Annotated in this window: 18 protein-coding genes; 8 read left to right on the top strand and 10 right to left on the bottom strand. The window is 29.8% G+C overall.

The genetic code is table 11. The features are described 5' to 3' along the window. Positions 1 to 2 precede the first annotated feature (2 nt). From uvrC to uvrB, 4 genes are read right to left on the bottom strand one after another with little or no spacing between them, the layout of a single operon-like run. The gene (uvrC, locus tag ACTTBL_RS03375; RefSeq protein ID WP_440643618.1) at positions 3 to 1,838 is read right to left on the bottom strand and encodes an excinuclease ABC subunit UvrC; all 1,836 of its coding nucleotides are present in this window, start codon (positions 1,836 to 1,838) and stop codon (positions 3 to 5) included. Further along, positions 1,825 to 2,250, bottom strand: coding sequence for a dihydroneopterin aldolase (locus ACTTBL_RS03370; RefSeq protein ID WP_023854815.1), 426 nt, complete (start codon positions 2,248 to 2,250; stop codon positions 1,825 to 1,827). The genes uvrC and ACTTBL_RS03370 overlap by 14 nt, the downstream gene beginning before the upstream one ends. Further along, entirely contained in the window at positions 2,247 to 2,999 is a 753-nt protein-coding gene (locus tag ACTTBL_RS03365) for an SDR family oxidoreductase (RefSeq protein ID WP_440643617.1), read from the bottom strand. The genes ACTTBL_RS03370 and ACTTBL_RS03365 overlap by 4 nt, the downstream gene beginning before the upstream one ends. Next, positions 2,981 to 5,155 carry an excinuclease ABC subunit UvrB gene (gene uvrB, locus ACTTBL_RS03360; protein ID WP_440643616.1) on the bottom strand — a complete coding sequence of 725 codons (2,175 nt, stop codon included), beginning with the start codon at positions 5,153 to 5,155 and terminating at the stop codon, positions 2,981 to 2,983. Before uvrB ends, ACTTBL_RS03365 begins: the two co-directional genes overlap by 19 nt. Before the next feature lie 36 nt (positions 5,156 to 5,191). Here uvrB and ACTTBL_RS03355 point away from each other — a divergent pair, with 36 nt between their 5' ends. After that, the gene (locus ACTTBL_RS03355) at positions 5,192 to 6,391 is read left to right on the top strand and encodes a pyridoxal phosphate-dependent aminotransferase (RefSeq protein WP_440643615.1); all 1,200 of its coding nucleotides are present in this window, start codon (positions 5,192 to 5,194) and stop codon (positions 6,389 to 6,391) included. Positions 6,392 to 6,394: 3 nt separating this feature from the next. After that, on the top strand, positions 6,395 to 7,048 hold the full coding sequence (locus ACTTBL_RS03350; RefSeq protein WP_440643614.1) for an NAD(P)H-binding protein: 654 nt from the start codon (positions 6,395 to 6,397) through the stop codon (positions 7,046 to 7,048). A gap of 2 nt (positions 7,049 to 7,050) precedes the next feature. Here ACTTBL_RS03350 and ACTTBL_RS03345 read toward each other — a convergent pair whose 3' ends face one another. Genes ACTTBL_RS03345 through trxB form a run of 3 tightly spaced genes read right to left on the bottom strand, consistent with a single transcriptional unit; the run spans position 7,051 to position 9,741 of the window. Continuing rightward, positions 7,051 to 7,683: a hypothetical protein gene (locus ACTTBL_RS03345; protein ID WP_440643613.1), complete on the bottom strand. Its 633-nt coding sequence runs from the start codon at positions 7,681 to 7,683 to the stop codon at positions 7,051 to 7,053. A 49-nt stretch (positions 7,684 to 7,732) separates the two neighbouring features. Further along, the gene (locus ACTTBL_RS03340; protein ID WP_440643612.1) at positions 7,733 to 8,755 is read right to left on the bottom strand and encodes an NAD-dependent epimerase/dehydratase family protein; all 1,023 of its coding nucleotides are present in this window, start codon (positions 8,753 to 8,755) and stop codon (positions 7,733 to 7,735) included. A 41-nt stretch (positions 8,756 to 8,796) separates the two neighbouring features. After that, positions 8,797 to 9,741: a thioredoxin-disulfide reductase gene (trxB, locus tag ACTTBL_RS03335; protein ID WP_440643611.1), complete on the bottom strand. Its 945-nt coding sequence runs from the start codon at positions 9,739 to 9,741 to the stop codon at positions 8,797 to 8,799. A 21-nt stretch (positions 9,742 to 9,762) separates the two neighbouring features. Between trxB and ACTTBL_RS03330 the strand changes: the two genes are divergently transcribed. Both ACTTBL_RS03330 and ACTTBL_RS03325 read left to right on the top strand, forming a co-directional pair. After that, positions 9,763 to 10,707, top strand: a complete 945-nt coding sequence (locus tag ACTTBL_RS03330; RefSeq protein ID WP_440643610.1) for a mitochondrial fission ELM1 family protein — start codon at positions 9,763 to 9,765, stop codon at positions 10,705 to 10,707. Next, positions 10,707 to 11,372 (top strand): hypothetical protein, encoded by a 666-nt coding sequence (locus ACTTBL_RS03325; RefSeq protein ID WP_023854824.1) that lies wholly within the window; start codon positions 10,707 to 10,709, stop codon positions 11,370 to 11,372. Before ACTTBL_RS03330 ends, ACTTBL_RS03325 begins: the two co-directional genes overlap by 1 nt. Here the strand turns inward: ACTTBL_RS03325 and ACTTBL_RS03320 are convergent. Further along, complete coding sequence (locus ACTTBL_RS03320; RefSeq protein WP_023854825.1) at positions 11,369 to 11,707, bottom strand: heavy-metal-associated domain-containing protein; 339 nt, start codon at positions 11,705 to 11,707, stop codon at positions 11,369 to 11,371. The two genes, ACTTBL_RS03325 and ACTTBL_RS03320, sit on opposite strands and share 4 nt — an antisense overlap. Before the next feature lie 68 nt (positions 11,708 to 11,775). On the opposite strand from ACTTBL_RS03320, the gene ACTTBL_RS03315 reads away from it, so the two are divergent. Then, complete coding sequence (locus tag ACTTBL_RS03315; protein WP_440643609.1) at positions 11,776 to 12,165, top strand: ATP-binding protein; 390 nt, start codon at positions 11,776 to 11,778, stop codon at positions 12,163 to 12,165. Here the strand turns inward: ACTTBL_RS03315 and ACTTBL_RS03310 are convergent, their stop codons facing one another. Next, positions 12,166 to 12,531, bottom strand: coding sequence for a hypothetical protein (locus ACTTBL_RS03310; protein ID WP_440643608.1), 366 nt, complete (start codon positions 12,529 to 12,531; stop codon positions 12,166 to 12,168). Here ACTTBL_RS03310 and ACTTBL_RS03305 point away from each other — a divergent pair. After that, positions 12,500 to 12,808, top strand: a complete 309-nt coding sequence (locus ACTTBL_RS03305; RefSeq protein WP_262589735.1) for a hypothetical protein — start codon at positions 12,500 to 12,502, stop codon at positions 12,806 to 12,808. The two genes, ACTTBL_RS03310 and ACTTBL_RS03305, sit on opposite strands and share 32 nt — an antisense overlap. A gap of 1 nt (position 12,809) precedes the next feature. On the opposite strand, the gene ACTTBL_RS03300 is transcribed toward ACTTBL_RS03305, so the two are convergent. After that, entirely contained in the window at positions 12,810 to 13,802 is a 993-nt protein-coding gene (locus tag ACTTBL_RS03300; RefSeq protein ID WP_023854829.1) for a PilT/PilU family type 4a pilus ATPase, read from the bottom strand. Between the two features lie 139 nt (positions 13,803 to 13,941). Here ACTTBL_RS03300 and ACTTBL_RS03295 point away from each other — a divergent pair, with 139 nt between their 5' ends. Both ACTTBL_RS03295 and ACTTBL_RS03290 read left to right on the top strand, forming a co-directional pair. Further along, the gene (locus ACTTBL_RS03295; protein WP_440643607.1) at positions 13,942 to 15,708 is read left to right on the top strand and encodes a fimbrial assembly protein; all 1,767 of its coding nucleotides are present in this window, start codon (positions 13,942 to 13,944) and stop codon (positions 15,706 to 15,708) included. Then, a complete protein-coding gene (locus tag ACTTBL_RS03290) occupies positions 15,708 to 16,919 on the top strand; it encodes a LysM peptidoglycan-binding domain-containing protein (protein WP_440643606.1) in 1,212 nt (403 codons plus the stop codon). Before ACTTBL_RS03295 ends, ACTTBL_RS03290 begins: the two co-directional genes overlap by 1 nt.

Below are 16,919 nucleotides of genomic sequence, written 5' to 3'. Positions count from 1 at the left end.
AATTATTCGTGAAAAAAGTTATATATCCTTTTTGCTACTTTTTCTTCAACACCTTCTACAGATTTTATTTCATCTAAGCTAGCAGACTCAACCGATCTTGCAGATCCAAAATGGTTCAATAAAGCCCTTTTTCTTATGGCCCCAATCCCCTCTATTTGATCTAACAGAGATTTGCTTATACCTTTTTTTCTCTTTGCTCTGTGAGCGCTTATGGCAAATCTATGTGATTCATCTCTTATTCTTTGAAGAAAAAATAGGGTAGGGTCATTTCTAGTGAATTTATATTCTTTGCCATCGTGAAAGAAAGTTTCATTTCCACTATTTCTAAATTTACCTTTTGCTATTGCAATAATTGGAATGTCGTGAAGCCCTAATTCATTAAGGCTCTCTCTAGCGACTGAATATTGACCTTTTCCTCCATCTACTAGAACCAAATCAGGAAAAGCAAGGTAATTATCTTTTTCTTGAACTGCTCTTTTGAACCTTCTATTTAATACCTCTCTCATCATTCCATAATCATCTTGCTCATTTTTTTTATGCTTAATATTAAATTTTCTATATCTTTTTTTGATAAAGCCTTCATCGCCGTAGGCTATTAAAGCGCCAACACTATTTGTGCCTTGAATATGACTATTATCATAAACCTCGATTAAATTTATATTGGTTTCTAAATTAAATTTTTTAGCTACTGCATCGAACAATTCTTTATTATTCTGACTTTCATAAAGTTTTCTATTTAGACTATCCTTTGCGTTTTTAATTGCTTGATTAATTACTTTTAGTTTTGATCCTTTTTTCGCAACTGAAATATTTATTTGTTTACCTTCTTTTTGTGTCAGTGTTTTTTCAATTAGTGCTTTTTCCTTTATTTCTTCTGAAAGGATAACCGATGAAGGAACACTTTTATTTTCATAAAATTGAGAAACAAATGAATTCAGGATTTCACTAAACTTTTCATCTGGATCGTGTTTAGGGAAAAAAGCTTGATTGCCCCAATTTTGTTTTGATCTATAAAAAAATACTTGAATACAAGTTTTTCCAGATTCTTTATATCCAGCAATAACATCTGCCTCAACTAAGTTTGCTTCATTAATTCTCTGTGAAGATTGAATGATGTTTAGTGCTTTAATTCTATCTCTTAAAATTACAGCTTTTTCAAAATCAAGATCCTCACTTGCTTTTTCCATTTGGTTAGAAAGATTTTTTTGAATTTTCCTAGATTTGCCTGAAACAAATTCAATAGCATCTTCTACTGTTTGATTGTATTCCTCTTTTTTTACATATCCTACACAAGGTCCAGAACATCTTTTTATTTGATATAAAATACAAGGTCTTTCTCTGTTTTTGAAAACGGTGTCATCACAAACTCTTAAATGAAAAATTTTTTGTATCATTTTAATTGTCCAATTAGCTGAACCAGCAGAGGCAAAAGGTCCAAAGTAAAAACCTTCTTTTGTTTTTTTTCCTCTATGTCTTTTTATTTGAGGCCATTTATCTTTATTACCAATAAATATAAATGGAAATGACTTATCATCACGTAAAAGGATATTAAATTTTGGTTTATGTTTTTTAATTAAATTTGCTTCTAGTAATAAAGCTTCACTTTCATTAGATGTTGTTGTTATCTCTAATTTTCTTGTTTGAGACAACATTCGTTCAGTTCTAATTATATGATTTTTTTCTGCAACATAACTCTTTAATCTATTCGGTAAATTTTTTGCTTTACCTACATAAAGAATTTCATTCTTTTCATTAAGCATTCTGTATATGCCTGGAAGTTTTGGGACTAGAGGTAGCTCTTTTTTAATTACTTCTTTTCCTATTTCAGAGCTTATCATGGCTTCTCTTTTTGGTAATTTGAATACCAACAGATGAACACTGTTTTAAAATTTCTAATTTTTCAATTTTCAACATTATTTTAGCAATCCTTTTGTCTTTAAATAATTCGTCAAAAACAGCTTCTGCTAAAGTTTCTAGGAAATTATAATGTTTCTTTTTTACAAGTTTCGTAATTAATTTTACTATAGTTCCATAATTAACAATGGATTTGATATCTTTATCGCTTGAAGGTTTTTTGTCTTCATAGTCTATTTCAAGACTAAATTTAACTTTTTGTGGTTTTTCTTTTTCAAAATCGTAATAACCAAGTTTTAAATCCAAGATTAATTCGTTAATTAGGATTTTCTTCTCATAATTAAATAAACTTTTATTTTTATCTATTTTGACAATTTTTAAATTGTTCTTTTTCATTCTTTACCCATTACATCTGGTGTTTGCCAGTTAAGATTTTGACCACTATCAATAGCCAAAACTTGACCAGTAATAGATATATTTTTAATAAAAAAGTCAACAGCATTACATATTTGTTCCACATCAACTTGTCTTTTAAGAGGTGTTGCTAAATATTGCTTTTTGAAATGTTTTTCAGACTGTCTTTGATTTTTTATAGTGGGCCCAGGTGCAATTGCGTTTACTCTTATATTTGGAGCTAAACTCATAGCGCTAGTTTTTGTTAAAGTATACAAACCAGTTTTGCTAAGAGTGTATGAAAAAAAGTAAGGAGTTAATTTGAACACTCTTTGATCAATAATATTTATAATATTATTATTTTTGCCTTTAACATTTTTAGCAAATTCTTTCGTCAATAGTGCAGGCGCTCTTAAATTGGTTCTTAAATGATTACTCCAACTATCCAATGAAAAATTTTCTAATTTATCATTTTCAAATAAGGAGGCATTGTTAACAAGACAATCAAAATTTTTTAGTTTTGATTTTGCAAATTTAATTATTTTTTTTATATCAGTTTCTTTGCTTAAATCACCTTTAACTAAGTATACTTTTGTACCTTTGCTAGATAACTCTTTTTTTAATTTTTCTGCTTTTAATTTTGATTTATTGTAATGGATTAAGATTTCAATATTTGGACCAGATAACTTTCTGGCAATTGCAGCACCCATTCTAGTAGCTCCACCAGTAATAATTATTTTCCGTGCTTCCATTTCTTATCTCTTTTTTTTGTAACTTTAGTTCCTGGCATACCCATAGTTGATCTACCTTTTGGATAAAGCTTATTTTTTACGTCATACTGCCTTATTTTTGGATTTAATGTAATTTCTAATTCAGTGCTTTCTAATTTTCTTATCTCATCTCGTATTTTAGCAGCTTCTTCAAACTCTAAATTAGATGCTGACTCTTTCATTTTTTTATCTAGGGCTTTAAGGTGTTTTTTAAGATTTCCTCCGACATTAGACCCTTCGCTTACTTTAACATAGTCTTTTTCATAAACACTCTCTAGAATATCACTGATTTCTTTTTTTACCGATTTTGCATCTATCTTGTGTTTCTTATTGTAAGCTAACTGAATTTTTCTTCTTCGATCAGTTTCTGCAATTGCTTTTTTTATACTTTTCGTCTCCTTGTCTGCATATAAAACTACTTTACCATCAACATTTCTAGCTGCTCTTCCTATAGTTTGAATTAAAGATGTTTCAGATCTTAAAAAACCTTCTTTATCAGCATCTAAAATTCCAACTAAAGCACATTCAGGAATATCTAATCCCTCCCTTAATAAGTTAATTCCAACTAAAACATCAAATACACCCATTCTTAGATCTCTCATGATTTCAATTCTTTCTAATGTATCAATATCTGAGTGTAGATATCTTACTTTAATTCCATTCTCATGAAGATATTCAGTTAAATCTTCAGCCATTTTTTTGGTTAGTGTTGTGACTAATACTCTATGATTATTTTCAATTACTTTTTTACATTCATGCATTAAATCGTCGACTTGATTTTTGGCTGGTCGTATTTCTACGACTGGATCTATAAGACCAGTTGGTCTGATAACTTGATCAATGAATTTCCCTTTAGTTTGCTCTAGTTCCCATGGACCAGGTGTTGCTGAAACGAAAACAGTTTGGGTTCTCATTAAGTCCCATTCTTCAAATTTTAATGGTCTATTATCCATGCATGAAGGAAGTCTAAAACCGTATTCTGCTAAAGTACTTTTTCTTGATCTATCACCTTTATACATTCCATTTAGCTGAGGAACTGTAACGTGACACTCATCTACAAATATTAAAGTGTTATCTGGAAAGTATTCAAAAAGAGTAGGTGGGGGCTCTCCAGGTTTTCTTCCTGACAAAAATCTTGAATAGTTTTCAATGCCAGCACAAGAACCAGTGGCTTCAATCATTTCAAGATCAAATTTAGTTCTTTCTTCTAATCTCTGTGCTTCTAATAATTTATTTTCAGCACGGTGTTTTTTTAGAGTTACTTTTAATTCTTTTTTTATATTAATTACCGCTTGTTCAATTGTAGGTTTTGGGGTGATGTAGTGACTATTTGCATAAACTTTTACTAAACTTAATTCTCTTACTTTATCACCAGTTAACGGATCAAACTCTTCTATCTGTTCAAGCTTATCTCCGAATAAACATAATCTCCAAGCTCTGTCTTCTAAGTGTGATGGAAAAATTTCTAAGTATTCTCCTCTTGCTCTAAATGTTCCTCTATAAAAATTTTGATCATTACGTTTATATTGAAGAGCTACTAAAGACTTAATTATTTCTTCTCTATTATAATCATAATTTTTTTGAAGAGTTAGTGTCATTTTACTGTACGCTTCAACTGAACCTAATCCATAGATACACGAAACACTTGCTACAATTAAAACATCATCTCTTTCTAAAAGAGATCTAGTCGCTGAGTGCCTCATTCTATCAATTTGTTCATTTATAGAGGCTTCTTTCTCTATGTATGTGTCTGATCTTGGGACGTAAGCCTCAGGAGTATAATAGTCATAGTATGAGACGAAATATTCAACAGCATTGTCAGGAAAAAAGGTTTTCATTTCCCCATAAAGTTGAGCAGCAAGAGTTTTGTTTGGAGCTAAAATCAAGGCAGGTCTATTGGTAGCCTCAATAACTTTAGCCATGGTAAAAGTTTTTCCAGATCCTGTCACACCAAGTAAAACTTGATTAAATTGATCTTTGTTAGCACCATTTACTAATTTTTTTATAGCTTCGGGCTGATCACCAGCAGGTTTAAAATCAGATTTAATTTTGAATTTTTTTCCACCTTCTAGTTTTCCACCTATTTTAGGATTTTTACTCTGAATATCTGTAATTAAATCTTGATAAGTATTTTCCATATATTAAACAACGTAGTAGAATTTATTTATATTTCAATGAGCATAATATCAGACAGTTTAAAGAAGATTAAACCATCACCTACTATTGCTGTTACTCAAAAAGCAAGAGAATTAAAAGCTGCTGGAAAAGATGTTATTGGATTAGGTGCGGGGGAGCCAGATTTTGATACTCCAGATAATATTAAGCAAGCAGCTATAAAAGCTATTAATGATGGTGATACAAAATACACGGCAGTAGATGGTACGCCAGCATTGAAAAAAGCGATTGTAGAAAAATTTAAAAAAGAAAATAATTTAGATTATACAACTGATCAAATTACAGTTGGTGCTGGTGGTAAGCATGTAATTTATAATGCAATGATGGCCACATTAAACGAAGGTGATGAAGTTATAGTTCCTGCTCCTTATTGGGTTTCTTACCCCGATATGGTTTTATTAGCTGGAGGAAAACCAGTGATAATGGAATGTGATGAAAAACAAGGTTTTAAAATAAATCCAATTGATCTTGAAAAATTTATAACTCCAAAAACTAAATGGATTATTCTTAATTCTCCTTCAAATCCAACTGGAGCATGTTATTCAGAGCAAGATATAAAAGCAATCGCAGCCATCTTAGAAAAACATAATCATGTGTATATTTTGAGCGATGATATTTATGAGCACGTGACTTATGAGGGTTTTAAATTTTTTACAATTGCTCAAATTAATAGTTTAAAAGATAGAGTGCTTACAATGAATGGTGTAAGTAAAGCTTACTCAATGACAGGCTGGAGAATAGGTTATGCAGCTGGTCCAAAAGAGATCGTTAAAGCTATTGCTAAAATCCAATCACAATCGACAACTAATCCTTCCTCTATTAGTCAAGCTGCTGCAGTTGAGGCACTAAGTGGAACACAAGACTTTATTAAGGAAAGAGCAGACTCTTTTCAAGAGAGAAGAGATTTTGTAGTTAATGCTTTAAATTCGATAAATGGAATTGAATGCCTAAATCCAGATGGAGCGTTCTATGTATTTCCAAGTTGCAAAGGTTTAATGGGTAAAAAAGATCCAAATGGTAATGAAATTAAATCTGATACTGATTTTGTTCAATCATTATTAGAGAATAGTGAGATTGCTGTAGTCCAAGGTTCTGCATTTGGTTTAGAAGGTTTTTTCAGAATTTCTTATGCAACATCAATGGATAATCTTAAGAAAGCAATGGATAGAATAAAATCTTTTTGCGAAAGCCTTTCTTAAGAAGTGAAAACTGCAATACTATTTGGCTCAACTGGATTAGTTGGAAGACATGTTTTAAATCAACTTATTCAGAATGATAATTACTCTAAAATTAAAATATTTGTCCGTTCTTCAATTCAAATAAACAACTCAAAAATTAAAGTAATTCAGACTGATTTTAATAATTTAGAAAAATACAAAGATGAGATTGAAGGAGATGAATGTTTTTTTTGTATTGGTACAACAAAAAAAAATTCTCCTGACAAAAATGAATATCAAAGAATTGAATTAGATATTCCAAAACAAGTGGCTCAAATTGCAAAATCTAATAATATTAATTCTTATTTTTTTGTGTCTTCAGGATACGCAAATTCTAAAAGTTCAGCAGATTATTTAAAATATAAGGGTCTCGTAGAGGAAAAGATCTTAAGTTTAGGTTTTTCTAAAATAGGAATTATGAGACCCTCATTTATATTGGGCAATAGAAAAGAATTTAGATTGGGTGAGAAAATAGGAATAATAATTTTTAAGCTTCTCAACCCTTTATTAGTTGGACCATTAAAGAAAATGAGATCAATTCATTCAGAAACAATTGCAAAAGCAATGATTAAACTTGCGAATAATAATATTGATCAAAAAATCTTTGAGTCAGATCAAATTTCAGATTTAGTAAAATAAATTTATTTTAAGGTACAATGACTATTTTCTACGATACACCCAACTTTTTCCATCTCTTCGTCAAATATTTTTGGATGTCTTAAAGCATAAATATTTTTTAAATAATTAATTCCATACCTTTTAAATTTCCCATCTTCTGTAAGTGCTCCGGACTCGTGTCCATATGAAACCACTGTTTCTAATAAATTTCCTTTTTTGTCATAGAGAGCTGTTTCTCCATAACAATTACAAAAATAACTTCTATTCTGCTTAGGCTCAATATCAATGAAAATTGAAGTTCCTCTTATTCCAATTGTGCCGTGAGGAATTTCAACATTTAACTCCTCTTGTCTTTTTCCAAAGACTGCATGAACAGAACCTTTGATAACTTTTAACAAGTTTTTTGAGACAAATTGAAGCTTAGTTTCAGGTCTTATCAAATAAAAATCATCTTTAAATTTAATTATTGATTTTTCATCTTTAGTTTCAATTGTAGAATTATTTAAATCTTGAAAATTTAATTCTGCTTCCTTGCCATTTATAAAAAATTTTCCTGATAATATTTTATTAGTTTCTGAGGCAAATGCGAGATTTGGACTTAATCCCCAAGCAATCATAATTTGACTTACAGTTTTTATAAATTTTCTTCTGTTCATTTGAATTAATTTTATACCTTAAATTTAAAGATGAGGTTATATAAAATTTTTATACTAAGCCTAATCTTACTACTGATTTTCCAGCATCAATTAAAGCCCCACTTGCCGGTTTAAACTCAAAACCAATTAATTCTTCAGCATATTTTGTCTCTGGCTTCATCTCTAATTCAAGATCTGGGATCATGGTTTTTGCACTTGAGTCTAGCAGGCTAATAAATTTTACCATAAAATTTGGTAAAGTTTTTTTAGGTAGTTTTTTTGCATACTCTGGTAAAGCCTCAGCTAATATTTTTGATGTCTCAAGTAGTGTTTTAACTTCTTTCCCAATTATTAATCTTCTGCCACCAACTCTTGAATTTCCTAAGCAAGCAACATGAGATTTTGCAACATCTTTAACATCAGATATTAGTATTCCCCATTTAGGTGTTGCTGGAAATTTACCTTTTAAAAATTGCCTAACATATTCAATCGATGTTCCACCTTTAGTATCCAAAGCATCTCCAAATACTCCACCAGGATTTATACAAGTAAGTTTACTTTTAATCCCTTTACTTTCCATTAATTCCCAGGCCGCTTTTTCAGCGACTGTTTTGGATAGAAAATAATCATTAACTCCTTCAACCCAATTTTCATCAGTCCAATCATTTTCACTAAATGAGTAAGGATTTGATCTATTTGGTTTTCTAAACATTGCTGCTATTGAAGATGTAACTACAAATTGCTCTGCGTTTGCTTTGATACCAGCATTTAAAACTCTTAAAGTTCCATCTTTTGCAACTGGTATTAAATTTTCTCTATTTTTTGAAACTTTCATTGGAAAAGGTGAGGCCATATGCATTATATATTTACAACCTTTTGCAGCATCTTCCCAACCTTCATCATTTAAAAGATCAAGTTTTATAAAAGATAATTTATCTATAGAAGCATATTTACTAATCGTTTCTTTTGTCTGAGAAATTACATCATCACTTCTAACAGTACCTAAAACTTCATAACCTGAATTTAATAATTCTATTGCAGTATGTTTAGCAATCCATCCACTTATTCCAGTTAATAATATTTTATCAGCCATAACACCTCTCCCTTTAATTAGTTAGTAATTGTAATCTCATATTAATGAGATAAGAATTTTTCTGCTTCTAATGCAGCCATACAGCCCATTCCTGCTGCTGTAACGGCTTGTCGAAAAGTTTTATCTTTAACATCACCTGCAGCATAAACTCCAGGAATATTTGTTTCTGTAGAATCTGGTTTTGTAATTAAATAACCTTCTTTATCCATTTCTAATTGGTCTTTGAAAAGTTGAGTTGCAGGATCATGACCGATTGCAATAAACAACCCATCTAATTTTACTTCTTCTGTTTTTTCAGTTTTCAAATTTTTAATTTTTATACCTTTAACATTTTTTGGCTCGCTATCACCCAAAACATCCTCAACAACAGAGTCCCAAACAATTTCAATTTTTTTATTTTCCATCAATTTTTTTTGCAGCATCTTTTCAGCTCTCAAACTATCTCTTCTATGAATTAATTTTACTTTTGATGCAAATTTTGTAAGAAACATTGCCTCTTCTACTGCAGCATTACCACCTCCAACTACAGCAACTTCTTTATCTTTAAAAAAGAAACCATCACATGTAGCACATGCTGAAACTCCAAATCCTCTAAATTCTTGTTCAGATTTAATGTTTAACCACCTTGCTTGTGCACCAGTTGAAATAATTATGCTATCTGCTGTATATTTTTGACCACTATCACCAACAGCCTCAAACGGTGTAGATTTTAAATTCACTGATCCGATATGGTCTTCTATCATTTCTGTTCCAACAGCTTTTGCTTGATCTCTCATTTGATCCATTAGCCATGGTCCTTGTATTACTTCTGCAAAGCCTGGAAAATTTTCCACATCAGTTGTAGTTGTTAATTGTCCGCCTGGTTGAGCACCATGAACAAGGATAGGATCTAACATTGCTCGTGCAGCATAAACAGCTGCTGTGTATCCGGCAGGACCAGATCCAATTATTAACACTTTTGTGTGTTTAGTTGGATTTTGACTCATATGGAAGCTATATAGTAATTAATGTCTAAATTAAAAGGATTATTATTAACTCAGGGAATGCATGGGATGATAAGTCAAGTCGAAGGACTTGCAAAAGCCCTTAACATTGATTTTACTCACCACAAGGTTGAACTAAAAAATATTTGGAAACTTGTTCCACCTAAATTTACTCCAATTTCTCAAAAAGTTTATAAAAAGATCGAGGATAATGATTTTGATTTCATAATATCTTGTGGAAGAAAAAGTGTAATTCCCTCTATTCATTTAAAAAGTATTTCTAAAAAAAAAGTTATTAATATTCATATCCAAGATCCAAAAATAGATTTTAATTATTTTGATTTTATTGTTGCACCTGAGCATGATGGAATAAATGGCGAAAACGTTATCAGCACAAAAGGAGCTATTCATTATCTTTCAGAGAGTGAAATTGAGGAAAATAAAGATTATTTAAAATCTTTTATCAAACAAGATGAAAGAAAAATTTGGTGCTTAATTATGGGTGGACCAACAAAATATTATGATTATTCAACTAAAAATATGAAACATATTTTCTCAATGTTTTATAAATTAATGAAGAAACATGATTTTCAATTAGTAGTAATCCCATCAATGAGAACACCAATAAATACTATTCATTATGCCAAAGAATTCTTTGGAGTAAATCATACAGTTATTATGAATGTGGATAAAAAAGCATATTTATCTGCTTTAGCTTTATCTGAAAATATAATTGTTACATGCGACTCGAGCTCAATGATTTCAGAAGCTGCTTTGACTGGTAAGCCAATATATGTAGCTAATATTTTACCAAAAAAAAATGATAGAAGATTTCAAAAATTTAGAAATTTATTTAGAGAACTAAATATAACTAGAAACTTAGGTGAAGAAATAGAAAATTGGAACTATGAAAAGCTGAATGAAACTAATAGAGTAGCAAATATTATTAAAGAAAAGATTCAATCTTAATGTCATTTTTAAATTCTATAAAAAATAATTCAAGAAAATACAATATTCCATTTGATCATTGGGAGTATAGCGATGCTTTATCAAAAGGTGCTATTGAAGAGATTGTTAAAGCAGATATCCCAGATTTAAGTGAGCATAATTTGAATTATGATGGAACCCGCGCAATAGATGGTGGAGCTGCAGAGTTTAGAGAAGGCATTTCGTCTGGTGGTAAAGCAATAAAATTTAGGTGTTTTGTTACTAAAGAAAATAGTTCACAATTTCCAAATCTTGTAAAATTTATAAATGAACTTCAGTCAAAAGAAACATACGAAACAATATCTAAAATGATTAATAAAGATTTATCTAACTCATATGTAAGGGTAGAGGTGATTTGCGATAGAGAGGGATTTTGGCTCAAGCCTCACTGCGATATTAAAGAAAAATTAATGTCAGGATTAATTTTTGTAAATCAAACAAACGAGTCTGAAGATCTAGGGACTGATTTTTACAATGAAAAATTAGAAAAGATCAAAACATTGCCTTATAGAAATAACTATGGATATCTTTTTACTAGTGGGCCAAATACTTGGCACGGCATGGAAAAAAAAACTATCCTTAAAGAAAGACGATGTTTACAAGTAAATTATGTAACTTTCAAAACTGATTGGAAAGTAAGTAACTAAAATTTATTTAAAGAAATTAATCCAGTTTTTGGATCAATAATTTTTTCATTTAAAGTTGCAACTTTGCCAACTGCAAAACCAGCATCTTCAATTACTTTTTTAAAATCTTCTTCAGAGAAATTAGTATTATTTTCAAAGTTAATAAACGCTACACCTTCTGGCCAGGATACCCCAACGTTACCTTCGCCCGTTGCTGCTTTAAGTTCTTTTTCCACTTTCGCTTGGCAAGCCATACAAACCATTCCATCCACAACCCCAATCATAGCAACTTCTGCTTTGACTATGTTTTGAAAAAATATTAATGATGTAAATAAAACTAGTAAGATTTTTTTCATAATTCTCTTATAAACTATTTTTTTTAATTTAATATACCCATATTGGGTAATACTATTGAAATTTATTTATGAATATTACAATGCTATCAAATCCCTCAGAGCTAAAAGATATAAGATCGAAAATAGAGAAGTTTTGTAAATCAAATCTACCAAATATCGATTTAGCAAGCGTAACTTTAGCAATTGATGAGGCTTTGCAAAATGTAATTCGTTACTCGTATAAAATGAAAAAAGATCAAAAAATTGATTTAAATTTAGAAATTATAAATGATAGTGAGCTTAAAGTAATAATTACTGACTACGGTGAACAAGTACCATTAGATACGATTAAACCAAGAGATTTAGATAAAGTCAGACCTGGAGGTTTGGGAGTATACTTTATAAAAAAAACCTCGAAATTTTGTGAGTACAAACATAATCAAGTGGGTCCAGGTACAACTTTAACTTTAATTTTTTAACTACTCTTCTTTAATAAGTTTAGGCTTTGAGCACATGTAAAATTGGTTGGAACCTCTTAAAGATTTTTGCAGCATTGCTAATTCATTAGAATTTTGACTATAAGTTACATTAGTCTGTAATCCTCCAATTGAACCGTTTGATGTAAAAGATGATGGGGTTTGTCTATCCATCTTGAAATTTACTTTTGTTTTTGAGCTGTTAATTTTTGTTAAAATAATTTGTTTTCTTTTATTTGAATAAACCCAAACAGTTGTATTTTTTTTATTTTTACAATTTAATTCATATATATTTGCATTAGAATTTTTGGGAATAAAAGCTATAATAATAAGAGTAATGGTAAATTTTAAAAAAAATTTAAATAACATTAAAATATTCTTTTTAGCTTTTTTTGCATTTTTAGCAGCTAATTATCTTTATAATAATATAATAACAAAATCCACAGCTAACAATATTAAATTTTTAGAGGTTGAGGTTGAGTTAAAAGGAAATGTAGATTTTAATTTAAAATGTGAAGGAGCAAATAATCCAAACCCTTCAAGTGTAAATAGAGGCCTTGGTGAACAAACCGAAAGTAATTGTACTGGTACTGGAACTTTTTCTGCAATAGTTCCTCAACAAAGATTTACCGAAAGTTCAAATTAATTTAATCAACTAATTTTTTAAGTTTTAAACCTTCAAGACATTTTTCCATTGTAAACATTCCATCTTTGGCAGATGTTTGAAGTGTAGATTGAATTTGTTCTGTTTTTCCTTCTCTAATTAAATTTCTTATTGCTGGTGTTCCAGTCATTACTTCATGACATCCAATTCTTCCTCCACCTTTCTTTTTAAGAAGTTGTTGAGACATTACTAATCTGATTGATCCTGCTAACATTGTTTGTGCTTGTTCTTTTTGAGCTGGAGGAAATACATCTAAAATTCTAGTAATTGTTGATGAAGCACTACTTGCATGCAAAGTTCCAAAAACTAAGTGACCAGTTTCTGCAGCAGTTAATGCTAATGAAATAGTTTCAAGATCCCTCATTTCACCAACTAAAATTACATCAGGATCTTGTCTTAATGCAGACTTTAATGCTTTTGCGAAACTTCCGGTGTCTTTTCCAACTTCCCTTTGAGAAATAATACTTTTTTTAGCAGGATGAACAAATTCAATAGGATCTTCAATAGTAATTATATTTTCTGCTCTATGAGAATTAATCTGATCTATCATTGCAGCAAGTGATGTAGATTTACCAGAACCAGTTTGACCTGTAACAAGCACCAAACCTGTTTTATGAGTAATTGCTTCATGAGCAGCAGGAGGTAAACCTAGTTTTTCAATATTAGGAATTTCACTTATAATTTTTCTCAGAACCATACTTGGTCCATAAGAAGAATAATAACCGTTTGCTCTAAATCTCTGTCCATCAACAACAACAGCAAAATCTAAATCACCATTGCTTATTAAATAATCGTATTGAGCTTTATCTAAAGATTGTTTCCAAAAAGTTTCTATATCTTGTCTTGAAACAATATCTTCGCTAAAAACTTTAATCTCACCATTTTCTCTGATTGCGAATGGTTGATTCGATCTGATGTGGATATCTGATAAATCATATTCCTTTGGATATGATTTTAATTTATCATGAAGACTCATAAATGTTTTGATGCTCTAAAAGTTATAGCTTTTCAAGTTTTTTTTTAATATTGATGCATATATAAAGTAACACAACTAATGCTTGTGTACCGATTCGGTATTTATTATTGTGACTTTATTCGGTTTTTATAAAAAAATTATGATTGATAAAATTGGACCTCCTATTGCAAAAGCTTTTGCTCCTTTCATAAAATTAATAGGAAAAAATCACTCAAAAAAAGAAAAAGTAATAGGCGTAGTTTTTAGAGATAAATTTATTCAAGCTGCCGAAATTTCATACAAAAAAGGTGTTTGTAAAATTGATAATTTCTCTAATCAACAAATAGCAGGAATTGGAGAGGACCAAGATTTTTTATCCGCAACAACATATTTAAGTGATCAAGTAAAAAATGCATTAGATTCCATTAAGACCAAAACAAAAGACATTGCCGTTTCTTTAGATACATCTAAGGCACAAATTTATAATTTACAAATTCCAATTATGGATGAAGAAAGTTTAAGGGAAGCAACTGCTTTGGGTGGATTTTGGGATCAGTTTGATGAAACACCAGAAAATTTAGATGAATTTGAAACAAGTTATTCTGTAATGAGCACAAATGAAGAACTTGGTGTTATGGATGTAGTTTTAGTTGCCATGGAAATAAAGTTTGTAGAAACTTATTCAAATATTTTTAGACTTGCAGGTTATAATCCTGTTGTTATTGATCTTGCACCTTTCGCTCATGTTAACTCTCAAGGAATTCTTCTTGGGAAAGAAGGCTTTGAAACCCCAAATGTCATTTTCAATTATTCAAAAGATGAGAAAAGTATTACTATTTGTTCCAATAAAGGTTTTCAATATTCAGAATTAAATATTATTGAAGCAGATCAGGTATTGCTTGATACAGTTGAGGAAGTTGAGAGTGTTGAAACAGAATTTTGGGATGAAATTTTTGAAAGACTCGGTTCTCAAATAAAACAGTATTTAGTTGAGTATGAAACAAAGTATGAATTTGATCCTATAAATATTATTACAGTAATTTCAGATAAGTCAAAAATTAAAAATGTTTCAAAAGGAATTGAGCGACAATTAGGAGATGTTGTTATTAAGCTTTATAATCCTGAGGACTCTGCTGAGATTTCTGATAGTGCAAAAAAATATATAGATTCACTTAGCAATAAATCTCTAGCATCGGAAGCAATTGGAATAGCTTCAAGAAAATTAAACTCTTTTAATCTTGAAACTAACGAAATAATTTCAGTAAATCTTTTATCTAATTTTGAGCAAGTAAAAACTAACAGAAGATCAAAATCTTTAGGTAATTTTTGTTTAATGATTTCGATGATTTTTGTTCTTGGTTTTATTGGACATGTTCTTCCATTTAAAATTTTAAAATTAATGAATAATTCATCCAAATTGGCTGCCACTAAAATTTTAGAAGAAGATCTTGAAAGTAAAAATAGTCTTTTGCAGGGATATAATGCAAAAATTAATAGTATAAAAGAAGATAAAAGAATTGCAGCTTCCCTTGGATCAAATTTAAAAACAACCGCAAATCTTTATGCAAGTTTAAATCAAATAGTTCCAAAAAATATTAGATTGACTAGTTTTGGGATAGAGGAAAAACATAATATTTTATTTTCCGGTGTAGCTATGAACGATCAAGCGGTAGTTAATATGATGAATATTTTTTCAGAAAATGAAGTTGTAAATGATAGCAAAATTGAAGCATTAGTAGAGTTTTCTAAAGAAGATAGATTGGATCTTTACAAAATTGAAGGACAACCCGTTCCAAAAGAAGAAGATTTGCCAAAAGAAAAAATAACAAAAAAATTTAACTCAATGTTATCACTAAAACCTCTGTCGAATGAGGTTTTTGATGACCAAATTATAGTTTCAAAATTATTAAAGAAGGGTAAAAAATAATGTTACTGAGATATATTTTAATTACTATTTTCATATTGTATCACAGTAATTCTTATAGCGATCCATTTACTAATGAAATTGGTATTATAAGAGAGCCAGAAGTTGTAGAGATAAAAATTGAGGAAACAGTTGAAACAGAGACAGTAACAGAAGAAGAAACTATTGAAGTAGAACTAGCAGAAGAAATATTTGAGAACAAAGATGAGGTAACAGAAGTTATCGAGACCGAACCTGAAGATACTGAAATTGTTACGGTTTTAAATATAGATCCAATTGTTGCATATTCTTTAAGAGATTATTTATTGAAAGGTGTTGCGCTAAGTAAAGAATCTGATCATCAATTTCAAAGAGCTAAAGTCAAAAAAATTGACAGAGCAAAAACACCTACTACTCACACAATTTCGAAAGAAGATACAATTGAGAAAATCGCTTTTAGATACGGTTTTTCGTTAAGGGAAATAGAAATTGCAAATGCAATTTATCCAGGATCAAGAAAATTAGTGGCTGGAGATAAAGTGGTTATTCCAAACAGATTTCATATTGTGAAAGAAGGTCAAAATTTAAATACTATTGCTGAAAGATATAATTTAAGTGCAACACAACTTGCTTCTTATAATGATATAGAAGATGAAAATATTATTTTAATTGGCGACAAATTATTACTACCTTTCTTTATTCATGTAGCAAATGAAAACGAGACAATAGCTGATATCGCAGGAAGGTATGAAAGAGAAATAAGTGAATTAATAGAATTTAATGCTTTTGAAAAAAATACAGTTATTTTAAATGAGAATCAATTAGTAAAAATTCCAATTTATGCAAATGAAAATATTACTTATGAAAACTTGGACAAAAAGAGTATTAATGATTTTAAAATAAATAAAAAAAATCTTGCAATAGTTGAGATAAGTAACAGTCAATTTATGGTTAAAGAGGGAGATAAAATAGGAAACAGAGATGGCGTGATAGTCTCAATTGAAAAAAATAGAATGATTGTTTTAGAGGACAATATTGAATATGAGTTTTTAATTAATACCCCAATAGTAGGAATGGCAATTGCATCATTACCACAATCAAATAATGAAGATTTAATCAATAATGATGTAAGCAATGATGATACAAATATTGAAAATCAAACAGAGAATAATGAAAATGATAACAATGATAATGAAAGTGAAACAGTAACTAATGTTGAGGATTTATTCAATTAA

The organism is Candidatus Pelagibacter sp. HIMB123 (genome assembly GCF_052048195.1).
In the GTDB taxonomy this organism is placed as follows: domain Bacteria; phylum Pseudomonadota; class Alphaproteobacteria; order Pelagibacterales; family Pelagibacteraceae; genus Pelagibacter.
This window is presented reverse-complemented; position numbering and strand designations above follow the sequence as displayed.